Origin of the sequence: Mycobacteroides immunogenum (assembly GCF_001605725.1) — a bacterium.
Classification (GTDB): domain Bacteria; phylum Actinomycetota; class Actinomycetes; order Mycobacteriales; family Mycobacteriaceae; genus Mycobacterium; species Mycobacterium immunogenum.
The window spans coordinates 1,448,491-1,469,818 of sequence record NZ_CP011530.1; the positions used below are offsets into that span (position 1 = coordinate 1,448,491).

Sequence of the window (21,328 nt, forward strand, 5' to 3'; positions counted from 1 at the left end):
GCTAGGGGCCGTCGCTCTCCCGTAACACGGGCAAGGCGGCCAATCGACTCACCGCGTGCCGGATTGTGGCGGGTTTGAGCTGTCCATATCCGAGGACGAGCCCGGGGTGCCGTGGGTCGGGCTGCGCCCGGTAGTCATCGAGATCGGTGATGTGGATGCCGCGGCCGCGTGCCTGCTCCACCGTCACTGACGCTGAAATGCCTTGGCGCAGTGATGCCAACACGTGCAGACCGGCCTCGGTTCCGGTGACGTGAGTGACGGCGCTGATCTTTTCCAGTGACTGCAGCATGGTCGCTCGACGGTCTTGGTATCTCTTGCGGACCCGGGCGGTGTGCCGGGCGAGTTCACCACTGGTGAGAAGGTGCGTAACGGCTTGCTGGACAGGGGCGGCGACAGTAGCGCCGAGTGCGTCCCGGGTGTTGAGGACGGGTTCCAGCAGATGCGTTGGTACGCGCAGATAACTGAGCCGCAGGCCCGGGTCGAGCACCTTCGACATCGTCCCCAGATAGATGGTGCTCGCGCTGGTGTCGAGACCGGCCAGACTGGGCAGGGGTGAGACCCCGAACCGGAATTCACTGTCGTAGTCGTCCTCCACCAGGATTACTCCCGCTTTGCGTGCCCAGCGCAGGATGTCGCCGCGCATACCGGGATTGATGCGGTGGCCCAGCGGATACTGATGGCTGGGCGTCAGACACACCGCCGCAATGGATTTCTCGGTGGATTGCAGTCTGGTCAGGATCTGCTCGGGATCGGTGACATCCACGGGCACCCACCGCACCCCGAGGGCCTGGAAAGTCCGGCGGATGTCGGGATATCCGGGGTCTTCCACGGCGACCGCATGCCCTTGCCATCTGAAGGCAAGGGTCAACAGCGTGAGAGCCTCGGCGGTTCCGGCGCACACCACGATCTGTGACGGGTCGCAAGGCAATCCGCGCGAGGACCGCAGATAGGCCGATAGCGCCTCACGCAGTGCTGCGTTGCCGGGTGGCGGCGGAGGCGTTGCGGAGGGTTCGATCGACCGCCAGGCGGCGCGCCAGCCGACCCGCGAGATGTCCTCAGGATTGAGATCTCCTGGGCGCATGTCGATTTCGATGTCTTCTTCTGCTGGTATCGCCAGCCGAACTTGACGATGCCCCGCGCTGCGCGGGGAATGCTGGCGGTGTGCGACCACGGTGCCCGCGCCTTGGCAGGATTCGATCCAGCCTTCACCTTCAAGCTCTTGAAGCGCCGCCACCACGGTGCTCCTGGACACACCCAACCCGGATGCCACCGCACGGCTTGAGGGCACCGGTGACCCCGGGGCGAGCAGCCCGGATTCCAGCACGTTGCGAAACTGCTGCACGATCTGCGCTCGAATGCTCACCCTGGACGCACGATCAACGCTCATCGGGATGTCCAGAGTCAAGGCAACACCTCACCGCCGCAGTTCTTCGGCATCATTTCACACCGGCACTGGACTGGTCGTAATCGCAGAATGTGGTCTGTCGCCGCACTGTGCTTTCGCGGCACCATCAGTCGCATGACAGCGAGTACCACGAATACCGGCGCCGAACTGCTCGACAGCCCAGACCTTCTGGTGCACCGATATAAATGGCTACAACGGCATGAACGTGGGGATTTGTTTGCGATTCTCGATGCGGGGACCATCGCGCATGTCGGATTCGTGCGTGCGGACGGCAAGCCGATGGTGATTCCGATGGCCTATGCGCGGGACGGTGACTTCCTTCTCATGCACGGGTCCACGGGTTCGGGCCTGACGAAATCGGCCAACTCGGGCGTGGACCTGGCGGCCACGATCTCCATCTTCGATGGTCTGGTCTACGCGCAGTCGCTGTTCGACTCGACGGTAAACTACCGTTGCGCAATGATTTTCGGTAATGCGGTGCCGGTTCCGGAGCAGGAACACCTGGATTGCATCCGGATCATTTCCGAGCGGCTGATGCCGGGCCGCTGGGCTGAAGTGCGCCCGCCGACGAAGCGGGAACTTGCCGCAACTCATGTCCTGCGGCTGCCGTTGGAGATGGCGAGTGTGAAAGTACGGACAGGGCAACCCACCGAAGACGTCAGCCCCGGAGTGTGGACGGGATACGTTCCCTTTGAATCCGCGGTGGGGGAGCCGGTACCGCAGCCCGGTGTAGATGTCGCGCAGGCCGCATCCATCGCCACGGCGTCTGATGTCTGGAAAGCGCGGCTGTCGCGACCAATCCCGGACGGGCCGCTGTAGGGATCATTGCCCGCGACGGCGTGTCGCGGGCCGTAACTTCGCTTCCGCGAGTTTGACTCGGGGTGTGACGGCGGGGGCGTGGGGCGCGATGGACCGGCGGGGCTTCCTGGCGGCCACCGTGGCGATAGCAGCTGGGGCGGCGGCAGCGTGCGCCGCACCGCCGCCACCTCGTGCCACTTCTCTCGGCCAGGCGCACTACGCCTCACTGCTCGACGCGGCGAACGCCGTGCGTAGCGGGCGGGTGTCGCCCACAGAGCTCACGTCGATGATGCTGGCTCGAATAGCCCGCCTGCAGCCCCGGCTACACGCTTACGTGACGGTTACCGAAGAGCTGGCCATGCGCCAGGCCGCGATCGCTGACAGGGAGGTCCGCGATGGCCATTATCGCGGACCACTGCACGGAATCCCTATCGCCGTCAAGGATTTGATTCGAACCAGGGGTGTCCTCACCACGGCAGAGATGCCGATTCACGCGCAGTACCGGCCGGACTACAACGCGACGGTCATGGACAGGTTGGAGCGAGCCGGGGCGATCCTGCTCGGCAAGCTCGCGATGACGGAGGGCGCTGGCGGGGACCACCATCCCGCGTTCGGGCCGGCACCGGTCAATCCGTGGAACAAGGACCACTCACCCGGGGCCTCATCGAGTGGTCCGGGAGTGGCCACCGCGGCTGGTCTCTGTTTCGGTTCCATCGGAAGCGATACCACGGGCTCGATCAGGTATCCGGCGGCGGCGAACGGTGTCACGGGCATTAAGCCGACATGGGGCCGGGTGAGTAGATACGGTGTATTCCCCTTGGCGGAGAGCCTCGATCACGTTGGCCCGATGGCTCGTTCCGCGGCGGACGCGGCGGCGCTGTTGGCCGCGATCGCCGGGTTCGACGACAACGACCCCACCACGCTCACCGCATCCGTGCCCGACTATCTGGCCGAGATCGGTGCAGGTGTCGAAGGTTTGCGGGTGGGTATCGACACGGAATACAACGAGAGAGACGCAGTCCCGGAGACCGTCGCCATGGTGCGGGAAGCCGGGGCGGTGCTGGAATCTCTTGGTGCGGTGACCCAACATGTCAAAGTCCCAGATACCCGCGAATTGATAGACGCGGGATTCGCCTCGTGCGCGGCAGAGGCGGCCCTTGCGCACGAGGCGACGTACCCTTCGCGTGCTTCCGAGTACGGTTCACTGCGGCAACTTTTGGATGCGGGCAGGGCGGCGACGGGCGCCGAGGTGATGAAGGCCCAGCATGCGCGTGTGGTCTTCTCGCGTGGTCTCGAGGACCTGTTCTCCACCATCGACGTGCTCCTCACGCCCACACAACCGCTGTCCAATCTGACCATCGGACAGATGGAGCACGTCTGGACAACCGCCCAGGGGCGCGCGCTCATGTGGCGATTCACCGAGCCGTTCAACATGTCCGGTAACCCCACGATCACACTGCCCGGCGGATTCACGGCAGACGGATTACCGCTGGCGTTTCAGCTTGTCGCGCGGCATCTCGGCGAAAGCCTTTTGATAAGAACCGGTTATGCGTACCAGCAGGTCACTGATTGGCACTGTAGACACCCGTTGTTGTGACTGGTTCTGCTCACCACACCAGCGGCACCAGACGGCTGTGAACTTTCTCGGTGTATTCGTCGTAGCCCGGTAGGTCGTTGCGCAGCATCTTTTCCTCATCGACGATGCGTATCACCAGTGATGCCGCCGCTGGGATGACCGCCAGCAGACCCCAATACGACCCCAAGGCCAGCGGCATACCCGCCATCATCACCAGAGAGCCGGTGTACATGGGATGGCGAACCAGCCCGTACAAGCCGGTCGAGGTGACGGTCTGACTGGATTCGACCGTGATGCTGGCGGCGGCGTAGTTGTTTTGGACCACCACCAAGGTGGCGACGCCCAATCCGCCGATCATCAGTACCTCACCGACGATCGTCAGCCAGGTCGGTACATGAGACCAGCCGAACCGGTGATCGAAGGCGCTCACCACGACGATCGCGAGGAACGAGCTCAGTAGCACCGAGACCGCGAACTTTTGCACCGGGCGGGTTTCCGCGATGGGGCCACCGTGGAGACGCCGCCGCAACACTGCGGGGTTCGATCTGGCCAAGTAGATCGAGGAGACAGTGGAGCAGACCGCAAAGATCGCCAGAAAGGCCCAACCCTGCCAGTAGTCGAATGTGCCAGCGGGCCAGAAGAGTGCCGCCCCAAACACCGCGAGCGCGATGATTCCTGAAACGAATGCCTGTACACCAGTTTTCATGGAACTTCCCTTCTCAGATTGCGTCGCGCCGGCGATATATCTCGCCCGCCGCCGCTGCTAAACCGGAGCCGATCACGACAAGAAGCGACATGGTGAGCCATGGGTAGTCGACAGGTGCGCTGACGCGCATCACCGGCGATAGCTTCACCAACCACGACGGCAGCTGCAATATCCCGGCATAGAGCATGCCCACCGAGAAGGCGACCACCAGCCAGCCGATCCAGCTCTGCCGCAAGGAGACTGCGATAGCGGCTATGCCACATACCACCAACAGCGCTGGAATTTGAGCCAGCCCGGCAAGGATGAGACGCCACACCAGATCGGGTTCGTGCAGAGTGCTGGCGGCGCCCAATCCCGCGCCGAGACCGGCGATTGTCATCAGCAGTGCGCTGCCCAACGCGGTTATTGCGACGGCGGACAGCAGCCAGTTCCAGCGCGACACGGCGCGGGCCAGCACGGCCTCGGCAATACCCGACTGCTCATCCTTGGCCAGCTTCAGGATCGCTGAGACGACGTAGGCGGTTACCGCGATGGCGAGTACCTGGTTGAAGGTGGCGAAAATGCTGTCGAGGCCGTGGGACTTGAACGCGCGCGCCAGCAGCGGGTTGGTATCAATGGAATCGCGAAGGCTCTTGGCCATCGATCCGAATGCCATGCCGCCCAGAAAGACTCCGACGGACCATCCGGTGAGTAATCCGCGCTGCAGTTGCAGGTTCAGCCCGAACAAAGACTTGATCTCATGTGCGTTGGGGTTCTCGCCGCGCGACGGCAGCACACCCGCGTCGTATTGGCGGTGCCCCTCCAGGATATGTGCGGTGAGCATGAGTCCGAGGGTGGTGCCCACCAGCAGCAGGAAGGGCCACCAGCGCAAGTCGACGAACGGCCGCATCTGCTGCGCCCAGGCCAGCGGCGAGAGCCAACTGAGGGCGCTGCCCTTGTTGTCGATGATATCGCCGAGCCCACGAATCACGACCGCCGCGGCGAGGGCCGCCATGGCGGCGCCGCTGCCGGCCCGAGAGGTTCGCCAGAGTTGTGCTGTGACAGCGGCAATACCGGCGAAGACCATGGAAGCGCCGGTGATTCCGAGGCTGATTCCGAGGCTGTTGGCGAAGTCGAAGCCCGCCGCTGACAATGCCACCGTCATGGCGACGGCGAGGACGGCATTCATCAGGCCCACCACGATCAGGGCGGCGTACGTGCGTGCCTGATGGCCGATGACTGCCGACATCACCAGCTCGGCACCGCCGGACTCTTCTTCGGCGCGGGTATGGCGGATCACGGTCAGAATCGACATGATCGCTGCCGCCGCGATCATGACGGTCATGAGTTCATTGGCGACCATGACACCGATATCGGTTTCGTTGATCCCAAAGTTCGGTCCACCCATGATGATTCCGGCCGGCGTCTTCATCATGGTGACCCGGGCCATGCGGTCGGCGGCCGTGGGATACATCGACTTGAACGCCAACGGTGTGTAGGTCATCAGCAGTGTCAGCCAGCCCACCCACATGCAGATCCGGAACCGGTCGCGGCGCAGCGCCAAGACGATCAACGTGCTGATACCGGTCAGTGGGTGTCGGGGGGTGCCCTCCGCGATCGGCCGGCGGAGGGGAAGTGTCGCGTAGTCGGTGGTCACCGGGACACGCCCTGATACTCACGCATGAACAGTTCCTCGAGGGAGGCGGGAGCCACACTGAGATCGACTATTCCAAGGGCTGCCAGTTGTTCCATGGTGCGGTCCAGGTCACTGCGGTCCACCGTGAAGGATGCCCGGTTACCGCCGATGGTGACATCGCGCAGCTGCGGAATCGATTTGAGCCCTGAAGGATTGGACAACGTTCGGACCGTGACCGATGTTCGCATGAAATGCCGGAGCTCGGCCAGCGAGCCGGAGAGCACGGTACGTCCGGCGCGCACGATGGTCACCCGGTGGCAGAGTTTCTCCACCTCGGCCAGGATGTGGCTGGAAAGTAGGACCGCGCAGCCGCGGGTGGAAACCTCGGCCACGCACTGTTGAAACACGGTTTCCATCAAGGGGTCCAGGCCGGACGTCGGCTCGTCGAGAATGAACAGCTCCGCGTCTGAACAGAAGGCGGCAATCAGCGCCACCTTCTGCCGATTTCCCTTCGAATACGTGCGTGCCTTCTTCGAGGGGTCCAGTTCGAAGCGTTCGATGAGTTCGTTGCGCCGGGGAATCGAAATATGTTCGGCGCCTCTCATTCTGGTCAAGAAATCGATGGCCTGACCACCGGTGAGATTGGGCCATAGCGTGACATCACCGGGCACGTAGGCGATGAGCCGATGCAGGTCGACGGCATTGACCCACGGGTCGCCACCCAGCAGCTGTACCGTGCCGGCGTCCGCGCGCAGCAGTCCCAGCAGCACCCGAATGGTGGTGGACTTGCCTGCGCCGTTGGGGCCCAGGAATCCTGCCACCTCGCCGTGGGCAACCGAGAGGTCTAGACCGTCAAGCGCCTTGGTCTTTCCGAATGACTTGGTGAGTCCTCGTATTTCGACGGCCAGATTCTGGTATGTCACTTCGGATCTCCTTCGTTGAGAGGTTTATCCCGTTCTGCGGCAAAGGCGTCGAGCATGGTGGAGTCGGTCATGAGACCTTCGGTGTAGACCTCGATCGCGGGGAAGATCAGTTCATCGGAGTAGCGCCGCAAGATTGTCCGCAGATCCTCGTTGGGGTGCATCTGCACGTAAATGATCAGAGAGCCAACGCTGTTCAGGGAAAGCCACAAGGCACGCCCTTTGGGATCGCGGCTGGCCCTGATGGTGCCCGCGCGTACGCCCTCTTCGAGGTATTCCTCGGCATTGTCAATGGAGCGTTGCAGGAAGGCCCGGCCCGGCTCACCGCCGGACTGCACGCTGTGTAGCAGGTATCGCACCATCGGCGCGAACGTTTCGATCTCGTCGAGGGCGTCCAGCCAGACCTGCGGATCGTTCGAGGTGATGGTGCGTGATTTCTCCGAGCGGATGTATTCCAGCAGGTACTCGTCCACCGCCTGCCGCAGCCCGTCCTTGGACCCGTAGTGGTGGATGACCAGCCCGGGGCTGACCCCCGCCGCGTCGGCGATGGATCGCACGCTCGCTCCGTAACCCTGCTCGCCCCACAGCTTGATGGCGGCGTCGCGAATGCGGGCGGAGGCGGTGAGGTCATCGACTGAACGCATGTTTAATAGGCTAAACATGCGTTCAGTGGGAAGTCAAGGATGTTTGTGGTGGCGCCGAGTGTGAGCGCAGGTGCGACAAAAACGCCGAGTGTGAGCACTGGTGCTCACACTCGGCGGGGGAGAAGGTGGACTGTTTAGTCGCGGGTGGCGGCGAGCAGGCCGTCGCCCAGCGGAATCAGTACCGCGGTGAACCGCCCGTCGTCGGCGATGATGCGCGCGGCCTCGCGTGCCCCCACCACATCGGGATCGTTGGCGCTCGGATCACCCGCACGGCCACCCGCGGATATCCCGTGGATGACGACGGCGCCGCCCGGCCGCAGCAGACGAATGCCGCCGGCCAAGAAATCCGGTTGGTCGGCCGGGGCGGCATCGATCACAAGCAGGTCGTAGGACTCATCGGCCAGCCGGGGCAATACCTCTTGGGCACGCCCACCGATCAGCCGGGTGCGCGAGGGCGCGATGGAGGCCTCCGAGAATGCCTGTTTGGCGCTGCGCTGATGTTCGGGTTCCACGTCGATGGTCGTCAGCACGCCGTCCTCACGCATACCTGAGAGCAGCCAAAGGCCGCTGACCCCGGCGCCTGTGCCGACTTCGACCACGGCCTTGCCACCCGAAAGGCGCGCGAACACGCTCAGGAGTGCGCCTACCGCAGGCGTCACCGGGCCCGCGCCCAGGTCAACGGCTCGTTCCCTGGCCGCGGCGACGATGTCATCTTCGAAGATGGCGCCCTCGGCGTGGCTCACCATCGCCTCGACGCGGGATCGATCTGCGCTGCTGGTCACGATTCGATCCTGTCGAGCCTGAGTGAATCTGTCCTGCGACACGCCGAACTCCCGAAGGATCGGGCGGGTTTCCCGTGTGGAAATCCCTGGTGAGATCGGATCGAGACCGCATTCTCAGGAAGAGTTAAGTTAGCTCCTAAGTGACCCATACCTGGGTGGTAGAGGGTCAGTGCATGTCGCGATCCATCCTGAACCAGAGCCTGAGTGCCCCGCGTCTTTCCGGGAATAACACCGATGGCATCTGGGTTGAGCAAGCTGACGGTCTCCCCACTGGGGGCGAGGCAGCCACAACCGAACAGGAGGAACACGCGATTTCGCTTACGCGTATCAGCGAGCCCGAGTACACCGAATTCGTCGAGGACATCAACCCCGACGAGCTATCTGGGACCGCAGTATTCGATGCCACCGGCGACCAGGCGGCCATGCCGTCGTGGGACGAGCTGGTTCGTGAGCATGCCGACCGCGTGTACCGCCTGGCCTATCGGCTCTCGGGCAGCCAGCAGGACGCCGAGGATCTGACTCAGGAAACGTTCATCAGGGTGTTCCGCTCGCTGCAGAACTACCAGCCCGGCACCTTCGAAGGTTGGCTGCACCGCATCACCACCAACCTGTTCCTGGACATGGTTCGCCGCCGCGGCCGCATCCGTATGGAGGCCTTGCCTGAGGACTACGACCGTGTGCCGGCAACCGACCCCGATCCTGAGCAGATCTACCACGACGCTCAGCTGGACGCGGACCTGCAAGCGGCGCTGGACTCACTGGCACCGGAGTTTCGTGCCGCCGTGGTCCTGTGTGACATCGAAGGCCTGTCCTACGAGGAAATCGGCGCCACCCTGGATGTGAAGCTCGGCACCGTCCGCAGCCGCATCCACCGCGGTCGGCAGGCGATCCGTGACTACCTGGCTGCACACTCCTCGGCGTCCGCACTCGCGGCCGCTGAGTAGCGCGCGACACCGCGCAGGTTGGTACGCAATGAGTGCATTCGCGCGCTATCTTCGAGGTAGGCCGGTACGAGTCCGTCGGCCTTTCCGAACCGAAGGGAGCGTCGCCGTGGTGGATAGCGGCTCGTTCCGCAGGGCATTCTCGAGCTTCTCGTCCTTCTCGCGATTGCCGTCCCCGTTCGCCTCGCAGAGCGGGGCGCCGGTAGGCGCCCCACGGCAGTTCGGATCCACCGAGCATCTGTCCACGGAGGCGATAGCGGCATTCGTCGATGGCGAACTCCGGATGAGTGCGCACCTGCGGGCCGCACACCATCTGTCGATGTGTGCCGAATGCGCACTGGAGATCGACGCGCAACGTCAGGCGCGTAGCGCGCTGCGCGACTCCGGAGCCATCCGGGTGCCGGGTTCGCTGCTCGGGCTGCTCAGCCAGATTCCTCATATTCCGCACGATGTCGCCTCGCCCCAGCAGTCGGCCCATGACGGCGACCTGCCGCAGACATTGGGCAATGACGCGGTGCGGCCAGATAGCCGAGCACGCCGTAAGCGCCGGTAGGGTGGGCCGGTGACCGCACATCAGGACACCGCCCCCCGGTTGGCGCCGCGCCCGGTTGACCGGCCGCCTGTCGATCCGGCTTCGCAGCGGGCTTTCGGCCGTCCTTCGGGGGTATCAGGTTCGTTCCAGGGCACGGATAAGTACCGGGACCAGGGGGAGTACACGCCGCGGGTCGGTCCGCCGGACCCCGTGCTGGCGCAGGCTTTCGGACGGCCCGGTAACGCGACGACGTCTCTGCAGCGTCACCCCGCCGACGCCGGCAAGCTCGATGCCGCCGATGAGGGCCCCGATGCCATGGACGATCCGTGGCGCGACCCTACGGCGCAGGTCCAGCTGGGTAGGCCCGCGGTCACCAAGTCGGCCGTGACCGTATCCGGCGCTCCGGCTCCGAAGCTGGGTGTACGCGATGTCCTTTTCGGTGGCCGGGTATCCATTCCCGCGCTTGCTGTTCTCGCGGCTGTGGCGCTGCTGATCGGTCTGGTCGGCGGCATCATCGGGCGCAAGACGGCCGAGGTGGTCGAGGCCTTCACCACTTCCAAGGTCACCTTGACCACCGACGACAACACGCAGCCCGACGAGTCCCGCTTCACCGCGGTGGCCAATGCCGTCAAGAGCTCCGTGGTGACCATCGAGGCCAGCTCCGATGACGAGGTGGCGCAGGGCTCGGGCGTCGTGATCGACCCCAAGGGCTACATCATCACCAATAACCACGTGATCTCCGACGCCGCGAAGAACCCCGGCAAGTTCAAGATCGAGGTCATCTTCAACGACAGCAAGAAGGTGCCCGCGAATCTCGTTGGGCGCGATCCGAAGACGGACATCGCCGTGCTCAAGGTCGATAACGTCGACAACCTGACCGTGGCGCGCCTGGGCGATTCCGACAAGGTCGCCGTCGGCGCCGAGGTCATCGCGTTCGGTTCGCCACTGGGTCTGCGCAGCACCGTGACCGGCGGCATCATCAGCGCGTTGCACCGCCCGGTGCCGCTCTCGGGCGAGGGCAGTGACACCGACACCGTGATCGACGCGCTCCAGACCGACGCCGCCATCAACCACGGAAACTCCGGTGGTCCGCTCATCGACATGAAGTCTCAGGTGATCGGGATCAACACCGCCGGAAAGTCGTTGAGCGACAGCTCAAGTGGTCTTGGATTCGCCATCCCGATCAACGAGGCGGCCGAGGTCGCGCAGACGCTGATCCGCGACGGCAAGATCGTGCACGCGACACTGGGGATCAGCTCCCGGACCGTCAGCAATGCGACCGCCACGGGCGCCGAGGTGGCCAACGTCAAGGCCGGCAGCCCCGCGGAGAAGGGCGGCATGCTGGAGAACGACGTCGTCGTCAAGGTGGGTAACCGGACGGTGGCCGACGCCGACGAGTTCGTGGTCGCGGTGCGGCAGTTGAAGATTGGCCAGGAAGCCACCATCACCGTGCTGCGCCAGGGACGTCCCGTCGAGCTCAAAGTCACTCCCGGTCCAGACGGTTCCTGATGTTCGGCAGCGTCGGCTGGGGAGAGCTACTGGTCCTGCTGATCGTGGGGCTCGTGGTCCTCGGCCCAGAGCGACTACCCGGGGCTATCCGGTGGACCACCGAATCGCTGCGCAAGGTCCGCGACTACGCCAGCGGCGCGACGGCGTCGTTGCGCGAGGAGCTGGGGCCGGAATTCGACGATGTGCGCAAGCCGCTGGCCGAGTTGCAGAAGCTGCGCGGTATGACGCCGCGCGCCGTCATCACCAAACATCTTTTGGACGGCGATGATTCGGTACTCGATTCACTGACGAGGCCGTTGGATGACGTGCGGAAGGCTGTCACCGAGCCGGCGCCCACGCCTGTCGTCAACCCCGAACTCACCAAACCCGCGGAGCCCGGGCCGACGCGCTACGACGCCGACGCGACCTAACCCGCGCCCGCCTTCACCCCGTCCGCGAGCATGCCGAAATGTGCCCGATTCACGCCGAAAAAGGCACATTTGAGCATGCTCGCGCAGGCAAGGGCCTAGTTCCGCCGGGTGGTGTCGATGTTCAGCGACATACCCGCCAATCCGCGGCTGCGTGTCGAGAGCTTGTCCGCCACCGCCCGAAGGGCCTGGCCCGCGGCTGAATCCGGCTGGCTGAGCACGATCGGCAGCCCGTCGTCGCCGCCCTCGCGCACGGCAGGGTCCAGTGGAACCTGGCCGAGCAGTGGCACCTTGGTGCCCACCACCTTGGTCAGGCTTTCGGCGACGGTGTCGCCACCGCCGGAACCGAACACTTCCATCCGGGTGCCGTCCGGCAGCACCAGCCAGGACATGTTCTCGACCACGCCGACAATGCGCTGACGGGTCTGGGTCGCGATGGCGCCCGCGCGCTCGGCCACCTCGGCGGCGGCCTGCTGCGGCGTGGTGACCACCAGGATCTCGGCGCCCGGAATCAGCTGCGCCACCGAGATCGCGACGTCGCCGGTACCCGGCGGCAGGTCCAGCAGCAGCACGTCCAAATCGCCCCAGAACACGTCGGCCAGGAACTGCTGCAGGGCACGGTGCAGCATCGGGCCGCGCCAGACCACCGGGGTGTTGCCCTGCGTGAACTGCGCGATCGAAATGACCTTCACGTCATGAGCCACCGGGGGCAGGATCATCCGCTCCACTTGGGTCGGCCGGTCCGAGGTGCCCATCATGCGGGGCACCGAGTGGCCGTAGATATCGGCGTCGAGCAGCCCCACGGACAGTCCCTTGGCTGCCATCGCGGCAGCGAGATTGACTGTGACACTAGATTTTCCGACGCCACCCTTACCGGAGGCCACCGCGTACACGCGAGTGAGCGAACCCGGCTGGGCAAACGGGATGACCGGTTCGGGGCTGTCTCCGCGCAGCTGCTTGCGCAGCTCGGTGCGTTGCTCGTCATTCATGACGTCCAGCTGCACCCGCACGGTGCCCACCCCGTCGACGTCGGCGGCGGCCTGCGTCACCCGCTCGGCGATCTCGGCTTTCTTCGGGCATCCGGAAGTGGTGAGGTAAATGCCGATCTCGACGTTGTGCGCGTCGTCGAACGTGATGTCCTTGACCATCCCCAACTCGGTGATGGGACGGCGAAGTTCAGGGTCGATAACCCCGGCAAGTGCGCTGCGCACGGCCGAGGTGAGCTCGGATGTCACTAGCCGAGTCTAGGGCGTGCCGCTTAGTGCTTCGGCGCTGCCGGTGCCGGAGCCGGCCCGGGGGCGGGTCCCAGCTCCACCGGAGGCGGTGGCGGGGCGAAGGGATTGAACGGCTGGGGCGCCGGGTTGGGGGAGAAGGGATTGAACGGCTCGGCTGGTGGCGGCGGCGCGAACGGGTTGAACGGTTCGGCCGGGGGAGGCGGCGGCGCGCAGAAGAACATGCAGGGCGCCTGCGGTGCCTCAAGAGCAGGTTGGACGGCTCCGGGCGGGCCCGCGACGCCGCCCCGGTCCGCGGTCAGCGGGTTGACGATCGGCAGCTGGGCCAGCGGATCGTTGGGGGAGAGGCCCGCGACATCGGTCACCGAGCCGGGACCCAGTCCGCGTGATTCGCCGCCACCCAGGTGGGCCTTGCGTTCGGGTGCCACGTCGGCTGCGGTGAGCGGCGGCAGGTTGAGCGGAATCACGCCTGTCGCGTAGCCGGCCGCCCAGGCGAGCACGTTCTGGGCGTAGGCCACGGAGTTGTTGTAGCGCAGGATGGCCGACATCGTTTGCGAGCGGTCCCGCAAATTCAATCCACCGCTGCACAAATAGCGGGCGGCGGCCAGGCTGGCGTCGAAGACGTTCTGCGGATCGGCCTTGCCATCACCGTCTCCGTCGGAGGCGTACCGGCTCCAGGTGCTCGGCAGGAACTGCATGGGGCCGATGGCCCGGACGTATACCTGCGCACCCTGGGTCCGGGTTTGTTCGTGATCGACGATCACCTCGTTGCCGGGCAGGGTGCCGTCCAGGCTCGGGCCGTAGATGGGCTGGACGACGCGCCCCTTCGCGTCGGTGGCGCCGTTATTGGCGTGGCCCGATTCGATGCGGCCGATGCCCGCCAGCAGATTCCAGCTCACGCCGCAGCCCGGCGCCGCCTTGGCCATCATCTTCTCGGCGTTCTGATAGGCCTCCAGGGCGATTTTCGGAATGCCAAGGCCCCCAGGCGCCATCACGATCCCGGGTGGTGGTGGCGCGATCGCGGCGCTCGGCGCGATGCGGTACTGGGTCGGCGGACGCATCACGGTGACCAGATTCAGTTCACCGACATCTGCCTGCACGGTGGCCGCGGACACGATGGGGACAGGTACCGGCACCACGGCCTGACCGCTCACCTGGGCGCTGCTGGCCGCGACCGCCAACCCGGCGATCGTCAGGGCGCTGAGTCCACCGACACGCAACCACGGCACGGGGGCCGAGGTGCCCTTGAGGCGCGATGCCGCGCTGCGGGCATGATCTACCGAGGTCGCAACCCAGCTTGGCAGCTCCACTCGGTTCCTTCCTCGGGCCTATTCGGGTCCCTGTCCGCGCCCCATCTGTCGGCACTCATTCTGACCTATGCGGTCGTGACGGGTGTGGCCGATGTGAACCGGAGAAACGATACCGGCGTGATCACTGCCGGGTTGCGAAATAGGCAAACCCCAGCGAATTTCGGGCAGCGGCCCAATCTTCCTTGTCTGCGCCGAGTTCGGTCCGCGCGGCCGCCGGAAATTGACGATTGGCTATCTTCCGCTCGAGTTCCGCTCGAGAGCCTCTGCGCGAGCTGACTTAGGGTCAGTATCTGGACGTAAACATAATCACTTGATAGCGTTGCAGTATGACCGCATCACCGGATGTCGCCGTCCACTGGGAGCTGGGCTCCGATCGGCCGCGAGAGGATCACGGCTTCTTTGGACCCGATTCGCCGACATGGAAGGTGTGGACCAGTCCGACCGCCCTCATCGGGTTCCAGCGCTCGGTGGTGCTGGAGCATTTCGAGCCCCATCTGGCCGCCGCGGTCGCCGACGCGGCCGGCATCTATCGCGATCCGCGTGGACGGATGGACGGGACCCTTGCCTACTTCCTGATCGTGGCGACGGCCGACTCGCGGACCGCCGTCGAGGCCTCCGAACATCTGCAGAAGGTGCACGCGCGATCCAAGGGCATCGACCCGGTCACCGGAACGCGCTACAGCGCCAACGATCCGGCGTCGCAGTTGTGGATCCATGTCACCGGGTGGCATTCGGTGCTCAAGTGCTACGAGGTGTTCGGTCCGGGGCCACTGAGCCGGGCCGAGGAGGACCGCTACTGGTCCGAGTGTGTGATCGCCGCCGAGCTACAGACCGTCAATCCGGCCGACGTGCCGCGATCACGCGATGAGGTCCGCCAATACTTCGCGCGGATGCGGCCCACGTTGTGCACCTCCGAGCGGGCCCAGCACGCCATGCACTACCTGCTGCGCACCCCGCGCTCGGGGAACAGCAACATGCAGTTCTGGGCGATCAGCCGAATGCTGGCACCGGCGACCATCGCGACGCTGCCGCGCTGGATGCGTGAGCTGGGACAGTTCGACCAGCCCGGAATCGTGGACGCCGCGTACCGTCCGCTGGTGTCCGCCGGTGTGCGCATCGCCGGCATCCCGAAGGTGGAGACCACGATTCTGCGGCGCAGCCTGCCGATGACCCGCAGCGCTCTGCGCGACTTCTACAAGGCCAAGGCGCCGCTGCGGCCCGTCACCGTCACACCGGCCGAGGCCAAGGAGCGGTACGGGAGGCGGGCCACCGCATAGGGTGGCGCCTACGCTGATTACCTGTGACAGCTCCCGCGTACCGTCCGCGCCGCACTACCCTGGCCGTTCCCGGCAGCAGCCAGAAGATGATCGACAAGGCGAAAACGCTTCCGGCAGATGAGATTTTCTTAGATCTCGAGGACGCGGTCGCGGCCCCGGCCAAGGTTGAGGCGCGTCAGCGTATCGCCGATGCCCTCAACGCTCCGGGATGGTCCGGGCAGCTGTTGTCGGTACGCGTCAACGACTGGACCACCGAATGGACCTACGCCGACGTCGTAGAGGTTGTTTCGCGGGCCGGTGCCCACCTCGACAACATCCTGCTGCCCAAGGTCATTGACGCCGCGCATGTGTCCGCGCTGGATCTGCTGCTGACTCAGGTAGAGCGAGCCCACGGGCTTGCGGTGGGCGCCATCGGTATCCAGGCCCAGATCGAGAACGCGCAGGGGCTCACCAACATCGACGCGATCGCATCGGCGAGCCCGCGCGTGCGCTCACTCGTCTTCGGCCCGGCCGACTTCATGGCCAGCCTGGGCATGCGCACGCTCGTGGTCGGTGAGCAGCCTCCTGGATATGACGGCGAGGCCTATCACCATGTGCTGATGACCATCCTGGTCGCCGCCCGTGCACACGGCATCGACGCCATCGACGGTCCGTATCTGAAGGTGCGCGACGTCGAGGCCTTCCGGGTCGCGGCAAGTCGTTCGGCCGCACTCGGTTTCGACGGGAAGTGGGTGCTGCACCCCGCGCAGATCGAGGCGGGTAACGAGATGTTCAGCCCGCGCCAAGAGGACTACGACAGGGCCGAGCTGATCCTGGACGCCTATGAGTGGCACACCTCGGTGGCCGGGGGCGCCCGCGGCGCGGTGATGCTGGGTGAGGAGATGATCGACGAGGCCAGTCGCAAGATGGCACTGGTGATCGCCGGCAAGGGACGTGCTGCGGGAATGGTGCGGCAGGCGGCGCCCTACGAACCGTCGACGGGCTAGAAGGAGCCTGAGGTACCGCTGCTGCTCCCCGCGGCCACCAGGATGAGGACCACTATCCAGAGCACAGGGATCGCCGCGCCCAGGATGATGCCCGCAATCGCGATGCCCTTGCCGTCCTGCTGGCGGGTCTTGAGCTGATTCAGCGCGATGACGCCAAGGATGACGCCGACGATGCCGAGGATGATGCCCAGGTAGCAGGTCACGATGGCCGCGATCGACGTGATCAGTGATGCGATGGCCAGCCCGTTGGTGCCGCCGGCCTGCCCGTACCCGCCATACCCGTAGGGGTCGGCGTACCCCGGGGGCGGATATCCGGGGTAGCCGCCGGTAACGGGATAGCCCGGGGGCGGGTACGCGCCGGGCTGCACCTGCTGATATGACGGATAGCCCTGGCCGTATTGGGGGTATGCGGGCGGTGCCGTCGGATACGGCGGCGGCGCGGTGGGATAAGCGGGGGGAGCGGCCGGATATCCGGAGGCCGGATACGCGGGGTAGGTCGGCGTGGGCCCAGGCGTTTCCCAGGCCGGTGGGGCGCTCGGCGCGGGGTTCGCCGCAGCCGCTGCATCGGCCGGCGGCACGGACTGTTCCAGGGACGGGTACTCGTATCCGGATGAGACGTCGGGGCTGGATCCGGAGGGTTCGTTACCCGGGCTAGTCATGGCGCAAATTTAGCGTATAGAGGGGGCTGGGGGCCGCGCTGTGGACGGAAAGTCGCAGGTCGCGGTCAAAGGGGCACCAACTGGCCGCCCTGGGCGTTAAATAAGTGCTAGCCAGTGCGCCACCGCGCGCCGTCGACTCTCCAGGAGGACCGTACTCGTGGGACAACCGCTCACACCCGGGCAACCACCGCGTTCGACATCGCAGCGTTCCCAGCTGTCTTCGTCATTGTCTCTGCCGACACCGCCACAGGGCTGGCCGATCGGCTCGTACCCGACATACGCCGAGGCCCAGCGCGCCGTCGACTATCTGTCCGATGAGCAGTTCCCGGTCGAGAACGTCACCATCGTGGGCGTGAACCTGATGCAGGTGGAACGGGTGACCGGTCGCCTGACCTGGCCCAAGGTGCTGGGTGGGGGCATGCTCAGCGGAGCGTGGCTGGGTCTGTTCATCGGGCTGGTGCTGGGTATGTTCAGCACAAATCTCGCCGGATCGTTGGTAGTGGGACTTACCGTCGGGCTGGTGTTCGGGTTGGTGACAGCCGCTGTGCCCTATGCCATGACAAGGGGCACAAGGGATTTCGCGTCGACGATGCAGCTTGTCGCGGGACGTTACGACGTGTTGTGCGAGCCGGCGCAGGCCGAGGCCGCGCGCGACATGTTGGCCAAGCTGGCTATCTAGGCTCCGCCTGTTTCGTGCCGTACCGCCCTGGCCTGCGGTATCGCCGGCGGCTCCCGAGCCGGACACGGAATGGGACGCTCGCACCGAAGATGTTGCATGTCACCTGGTTTTCGCTCTACGGTTGCCGCGCGGGACGGGTGTACCCGCCGTGCGGGCACGTGGAGGTGCCGAGACACGTCAACGGACCAGGAGGCGGTCGTGCTGGAGTCGTCGGCCGGATGGTTCCGACGGAAGGGTGTGGCGCTGGGCTCGACCCTGCTGACCTGCCTGACGCTGGCTTCGCTGACCGGCTGTGCCCGCTCCGACGACGGGGTCGTCATCCGTTTCTACACACCGGCCAGTGAGGCGGGGACCTTTTCGGCTGCCGCGCAGCGCTGCAACCAAGAGCTGGGCGGCCGGTTCACCATCCGGCAGGTCAGTCTCCCGAAGCGCGCCGATGAGCAGCGGTTGCAGCTCGCCCGCCGGCTCACCGGAAACGACCGCACCCTGGATCTGATGGGTATGGACGTGGTGTGGACCGCTGAGTTCGCCGAAGCAGGTTGGGCGCTACCGCTTTCGGATGACCCGGCGGGTGTGACCGAGGCCGGCGCGCAGCGTGACGCCCTTGCCGGGCCGCTGGAGAGTGCCCGCTGGAAGGGCAAGCTGTATGCCGCCCCGCTCAGCACAAATACTCAGCTGCTCTGGTACCGCAAGGATCTGGTACCCGAACCTCCCGCGACGTGGGATCAGACGGTGCAGGCGGCCGAAGCCTTCGCGCGGTCGGGCGGGCCCAGTTGGATTGCATTGCAGGGCAAGCAGTACGAGGGCCTGGTGGTGCTGTTCAACACCCTGCTGGCCAGCGCCGGTGGCTCGGTGCTGTCCGGTGACGGTAAGACCGTTACCCTCACGGATACGCCAGCGCACCGGGAGGCCACGGTCACCGCGCTGCGCACCATGAAATCAATCGCCACAGCAGACGGTGCGGATCCTTCGATCACGCAGACCGATGAAGGCACAGCACGTTTGGCATTCGAGCAGGGCAAGGCGGCCTTCGAGATCAATTGGCCGTTCGTGATGGCCAGCATGATGGAGAACGCGATCAAGGGCGGAGTCCCCTTCCTGCGCCTGGACCGGCGCCCGGATCTGACCGGTGCGATCGGCGCAGCGGGCCGCTTTGAGCCCAGCGACGAGCAGTTCACGGCGGCGTACGAGGGAGCCAGTGCCGCGCTCGGTTTCGCGCCCTTCCCCTCGGTGCTGGCGGGGCAGCCCGCCAAGGTCACCATCGGCGGACTGAACATCGCCGTCGCCAGGACGACCCGATACAAGGCACAGGCCTTCGAGGCGCTCAACTGTCTGCGCAGCCGCGAGAATCAGAAGGCAACAGCCATCGAAGGCGGGTTGCCCGCGGTTGATGCCTCGCTGTACGACGATCCCGAGTTCCAGGCCAAGTACCCGGCGTACGCCATCATTCGGGACCAATTGGCCAATGCCGCGGTGCGGCCGGCCTCGCCCTACTACCAAGCGATCTCGACGCGGGTCTCCGCGGTGCTGGCACCGATTACCGGAATCGATCCCGAGCGCACCGCGGACCTGCTGACCGATCAGGTGCAGAAGGCCGTTGACGGGCGGGGGCTTATCCCATGACCGGCAAGACAAGCTCCGAGGGCAAGAAGGCCGAACGCCGACTCGGACTGCTGCTCATCGCACCGGCCGCACTCTTGATGCTGGCCGTCACCGCGTATCCCATCTGCTACGCGGTATGGCTGAGCGTGCAGAAGTACAGCTTCGCCAGCCCGCAGGATCGCAAGTTCGTGTGGTTCGACAACTACATCACCGTGTTGACCGACAGATACTGGTGGAGCGCGCTTGTCGTCACACTTGTGATCACGGTGATTTCGGTGATCATCGAGTTCGTACTCGGGCTGGCTCTCGCATTGGTGATGCACCGCACGATTTTCGGCAGGGGCGTGGTGCGCACCGCTGTGCTGATCCCGTACGGAATCGTCACCGTGGCAGCGTCCTACAGCTGGTACTACGCATGGACGCCCGGCACCGGCTATCTGGCGAATCTGCTGCCCGCGGGCAGTGCGCCACTGACGCAACAGATTCCGTCGCTTGCGGTGGTGATCCTGGCCGAGGTGTGGAAGACCACGCCGTTCATGGCGCTGTTGCTATTGGCCGGTCTGGCGTTGGTGCCCGACGATTTGTTGAAAGCCGCCCAGGTCGACGGTGCCAACGGCTGGAGCAGGCTGATCCGCGTCACCATCCCGATCATGAAGCCCGCGATTCTTGTCGCGCTGCTCTTCCGCACCTTGGACGCCTTCCGCATCTTCGACAACATCTACGTGCTCACCGGCGGCAGCAACAACACCGGGTCGGTATCGATACTGGGGTACGACAACCTGTTCAAGGCATTCAATGTGGGGCTGGGCTCGGCCATCAGCGTGCTGATCTTCTTGTGCGTGGCCCTCATCGCCTTCGTCTTCATCAAGGGTTTCGGGGCGTCAGCACCCACGGCAGACGGTGAGGAGGGACGATGACCCGTACTGACTCCTCACGTGCGGCCGGGTGGGCGATCGCCGACGCGTTGGTGCTGTGTTACGCGCTGGTTCCGGTGCTGTGGGTACTGAGTCTGTCCCTCAAACCGACGTCGTCGGTCAAGGACGGCACGTTTTTTCCGTGGCCGATGACTCTGGACAACTACCGTGGCATCTTCAGCGGCAACGTCTTCACGTCGGCACTGGTCAACTCCATCGGCATTGGACTCATCGCGACGGTGATCGCCGTGAGTGTGGGCACCATGGCGGCCTATGCGGTCGCGCGCCTGGACTTCCCCGGGAAAAAGGCGCTCATCGGTGCCGCACTGCTGATCGCGATGTTCCCGCAGATCTCCCTGGTGACGCCCATTTTCAATATCGAGCGGTCCGTCGGTCTGTTCGACACCTGGCCCGGATTGATCATCCCGTACATCACTTTCGCGCTGCCCCTGGCCATCTACACGCTGTCGGCGTTCTTCCGCGAGATCCCGTGGGAGCTGGAGAAAGCGGCCAAGATAGACGGCGCCACACCGGCACAGGCCTTCTGGAAGGTCATTGCCCCGTTGGCCACGCCCGGCATCGTCACCTCCGCGATCCTGGTGTTCATCTTCGCGTGGAATGACCTGCTGCTGGCGATCTCGCTGACGGCCACCGACCGATCCATCACCGCACCGGTCGCTATCGCGAACTTCACCGGCAGTTCGCAATTCGAGGAGCCCACCGGATCGATCGCCGCGGGCGCCATTGTCATCACCGTGCCGATCATCATCTTCGTGCTCATATTCCAACGACGGATCGTCGCCGGATTGACCTCCGGCGCAGTGAAGGGTTAGC

At 65.1% G+C, this 21,328-nt stretch carries 21 protein-coding genes; 12 read left to right on the forward strand and 9 right to left on the reverse strand.

Annotated features, from left to right (window positions below; translation table 11 throughout):
• Position 1: 1 nt before the first annotated feature.
• A complete protein-coding gene (gene pdxR / locus ABG82_RS07255; RefSeq protein WP_234707997.1) occupies positions 2-1,405 on the reverse strand; it encodes a MocR-like pyridoxine biosynthesis transcription factor PdxR in 1,404 nt (467 codons plus the stop codon).
• A 114-nt stretch (positions 1,406-1,519) separates the two neighbouring features.
• Between pdxR and ABG82_RS07260 the strand changes: the two genes are divergently transcribed.
• Positions 1,520-2,224, forward strand: a complete 705-nt coding sequence (locus tag ABG82_RS07260) for a pyridoxamine 5'-phosphate oxidase family protein (protein ID WP_052510967.1) — start codon at positions 1,520-1,522, stop codon at positions 2,222-2,224.
• Positions 2,225-2,288: 64 nt separating this feature from the next.
• Positions 2,289-3,800 (forward strand): amidase, encoded by a 1,512-nt coding sequence (locus ABG82_RS07265; RefSeq protein ID WP_234707996.1) that lies wholly within the window; start codon positions 2,289-2,291, stop codon positions 3,798-3,800.
• Between the two features lie 10 nt (positions 3,801-3,810).
• Here ABG82_RS07265 and ABG82_RS07270 read toward each other — a convergent pair whose 3' ends face one another.
• From ABG82_RS07270 to ABG82_RS07290, 5 genes are all read right to left on the reverse strand, one after another.
• On the reverse strand, positions 3,811-4,485 hold the full coding sequence (locus ABG82_RS07270; protein WP_043077229.1) for a methyltransferase family protein: 675 nt from the start codon (positions 4,483-4,485) through the stop codon (positions 3,811-3,813).
• A 13-nt stretch (positions 4,486-4,498) separates the two neighbouring features.
• Positions 4,499-6,121 carry an ABC transporter permease gene (locus tag ABG82_RS07275; RefSeq protein WP_043077228.1) on the reverse strand — a complete coding sequence of 541 codons (1,623 nt, stop codon included), beginning with the start codon at positions 6,119-6,121 and terminating at the stop codon, positions 4,499-4,501.
• A complete protein-coding gene (locus tag ABG82_RS07280; RefSeq protein WP_043077227.1) occupies positions 6,118-7,023 on the reverse strand; it encodes an ABC transporter ATP-binding protein in 906 nt (301 codons plus the stop codon). The genes ABG82_RS07275 and ABG82_RS07280 overlap by 4 nt, the downstream gene beginning before the upstream one ends.
• On the reverse strand, positions 7,020-7,664 hold the full coding sequence (locus ABG82_RS07285; RefSeq protein ID WP_043077226.1) for a TetR/AcrR family transcriptional regulator: 645 nt from the start codon (positions 7,662-7,664) through the stop codon (positions 7,020-7,022). Before ABG82_RS07285 ends, ABG82_RS07280 begins: the two co-directional genes overlap by 4 nt.
• A gap of 134 nt (positions 7,665-7,798) precedes the next feature.
• Positions 7,799-8,446 (reverse strand): O-methyltransferase, encoded by a 648-nt coding sequence (locus ABG82_RS07290; RefSeq protein ID WP_043077225.1) that lies wholly within the window; start codon positions 8,444-8,446, stop codon positions 7,799-7,801.
• A gap of 173 nt (positions 8,447-8,619) precedes the next feature.
• Here ABG82_RS07290 and sigE point away from each other — a divergent pair, with 173 nt between their 5' ends.
• The 4 genes from sigE (at position 8,620) to tatB (ending at position 11,838) form a co-directional block, all read left to right on the forward strand.
• The gene (sigE, locus tag ABG82_RS07295) at positions 8,620-9,390 is read left to right on the forward strand and encodes an RNA polymerase sigma factor SigE (RefSeq protein WP_043077224.1); all 771 of its coding nucleotides are present in this window, start codon (positions 8,620-8,622) and stop codon (positions 9,388-9,390) included.
• A 106-nt stretch (positions 9,391-9,496) separates the two neighbouring features.
• Positions 9,497-9,940, forward strand: a complete 444-nt coding sequence (gene rseA / locus ABG82_RS07300; protein ID WP_078343893.1) for an anti-sigma E factor RseA — start codon at positions 9,497-9,499, stop codon at positions 9,938-9,940.
• Between the two features lie 9 nt (positions 9,941-9,949).
• Positions 9,950-11,428, forward strand: coding sequence for a serine protease HtrA (gene htrA, locus ABG82_RS07305; RefSeq protein WP_043077223.1), 1,479 nt, complete (start codon positions 9,950-9,952; stop codon positions 11,426-11,428).
• Positions 11,428-11,838 carry a Sec-independent protein translocase protein TatB gene (gene tatB / locus ABG82_RS07310; protein ID WP_043077222.1) on the forward strand — a complete coding sequence of 137 codons (411 nt, stop codon included), beginning with the start codon at positions 11,428-11,430 and terminating at the stop codon, positions 11,836-11,838. The genes htrA and tatB overlap by 1 nt, the downstream gene beginning before the upstream one ends.
• Positions 11,839-11,933: 95 nt before the next feature.
• On the opposite strand, the gene ABG82_RS07315 is transcribed toward tatB, so the two are convergent.
• Positions 11,934-13,070: an Mrp/NBP35 family ATP-binding protein gene (locus tag ABG82_RS07315; protein WP_078343894.1), complete on the reverse strand. Its 1,137-nt coding sequence runs from the start codon at positions 13,068-13,070 to the stop codon at positions 11,934-11,936.
• A gap of 23 nt (positions 13,071-13,093) precedes the next feature.
• Positions 13,094-14,377 (reverse strand): lytic transglycosylase domain-containing protein, encoded by a 1,284-nt coding sequence (locus ABG82_RS07320; RefSeq protein WP_043077221.1) that lies wholly within the window; start codon positions 14,375-14,377, stop codon positions 13,094-13,096.
• A gap of 326 nt (positions 14,378-14,703) precedes the next feature.
• Between ABG82_RS07320 and ABG82_RS07325 the strand changes: the two genes are divergently transcribed.
• Positions 14,704-15,654, forward strand: coding sequence for an oxygenase MpaB family protein (locus ABG82_RS07325; RefSeq protein ID WP_043077220.1), 951 nt, complete (start codon positions 14,704-14,706; stop codon positions 15,652-15,654).
• Positions 15,655-15,677: 23 nt separating this feature from the next.
• A complete protein-coding gene (locus ABG82_RS07330; protein ID WP_043077219.1) occupies positions 15,678-16,640 on the forward strand; it encodes an HpcH/HpaI aldolase/citrate lyase family protein in 963 nt (320 codons plus the stop codon).
• On the opposite strand, the gene ABG82_RS07335 is transcribed toward ABG82_RS07330, so the two are convergent.
• Entirely contained in the window at positions 16,637-17,299 is a 663-nt protein-coding gene (locus ABG82_RS07335) for a DUF4190 domain-containing protein (protein ID WP_043077218.1), read from the reverse strand. The two genes, ABG82_RS07330 and ABG82_RS07335, sit on opposite strands and share 4 nt — an antisense overlap.
• 157 nt (positions 17,300-17,456) lie before the next feature.
• Here ABG82_RS07335 and ABG82_RS07340 point away from each other — a divergent pair, with 157 nt between their 5' ends.
• The 4 genes from ABG82_RS07340 to ABG82_RS07355 all read left to right on the forward strand — a co-directional run bounded on the left by ABG82_RS07340 (position 17,457) and on the right by ABG82_RS07355 (position 21,327).
• A complete protein-coding gene (locus ABG82_RS07340) occupies positions 17,457-17,978 on the forward strand; it encodes a general stress protein (RefSeq protein WP_043077217.1) in 522 nt (173 codons plus the stop codon).
• Positions 17,979-18,176: 198 nt separating this feature from the next.
• Positions 18,177-19,601 carry an ABC transporter substrate-binding protein gene (locus ABG82_RS07345; RefSeq protein WP_043077216.1) on the forward strand — a complete coding sequence of 475 codons (1,425 nt, stop codon included), beginning with the start codon at positions 18,177-18,179 and terminating at the stop codon, positions 19,599-19,601.
• A complete protein-coding gene (locus ABG82_RS07350) occupies positions 19,598-20,497 on the forward strand; it encodes a carbohydrate ABC transporter permease (protein WP_043077215.1) in 900 nt (299 codons plus the stop codon). Before ABG82_RS07345 ends, ABG82_RS07350 begins: the two co-directional genes overlap by 4 nt.
• Entirely contained in the window at positions 20,494-21,327 is an 834-nt protein-coding gene (locus ABG82_RS07355) for a carbohydrate ABC transporter permease (RefSeq protein WP_043077214.1), read from the forward strand. Before ABG82_RS07350 ends, ABG82_RS07355 begins: the two co-directional genes overlap by 4 nt.
• Position 21,328 lies beyond the last annotated feature (1 nt).

Bases quoted from the DNA above. Each gene is read 5' to 3' on its own strand.
- ABG82_RS07260 (WP_052510967.1), top strand. From the start codon at position 1,520: ATGACAGCGAGTACCACGAATACCGGCGCCGAACTGCTCGACAGCCCA.
- ABG82_RS07270 (WP_043077229.1), bottom strand. From the start codon at position 4,485: ATGAAAACTGGTGTACAGGCATTCGTTTCAGGAATCATCGCGCTCGCG.
- ABG82_RS07285 (WP_043077226.1), bottom strand. From the start codon at position 7,664: ATGCGTTCAGTCGATGACCTCACCGCCTCCGCCCGCATTCGCGACGCC.
- sigE (WP_043077224.1), top strand. From the start codon at position 8,620: ATGTCGCGATCCATCCTGAACCAGAGCCTGAGTGCCCCGCGTCTTTCC.
- tatB (WP_043077222.1), top strand. From the start codon at position 11,428: ATGTTCGGCAGCGTCGGCTGGGGAGAGCTACTGGTCCTGCTGATCGTG.
- ABG82_RS07325 (WP_043077220.1), top strand. From the start codon at position 14,704: ATGACCGCATCACCGGATGTCGCCGTCCACTGGGAGCTGGGCTCCGAT.
- ABG82_RS07335 (WP_043077218.1), bottom strand. From the start codon at position 17,299: ATGACTAGCCCGGGTAACGAACCCTCCGGATCCAGCCCCGACGTCTCA.
- ABG82_RS07350 (WP_043077215.1), top strand. From the start codon at position 19,598: ATGACCGGCAAGACAAGCTCCGAGGGCAAGAAGGCCGAACGCCGACTC.
- ABG82_RS07355 (WP_043077214.1), top strand. From the start codon at position 20,494: ATGACCCGTACTGACTCCTCACGTGCGGCCGGGTGGGCGATCGCCGAC.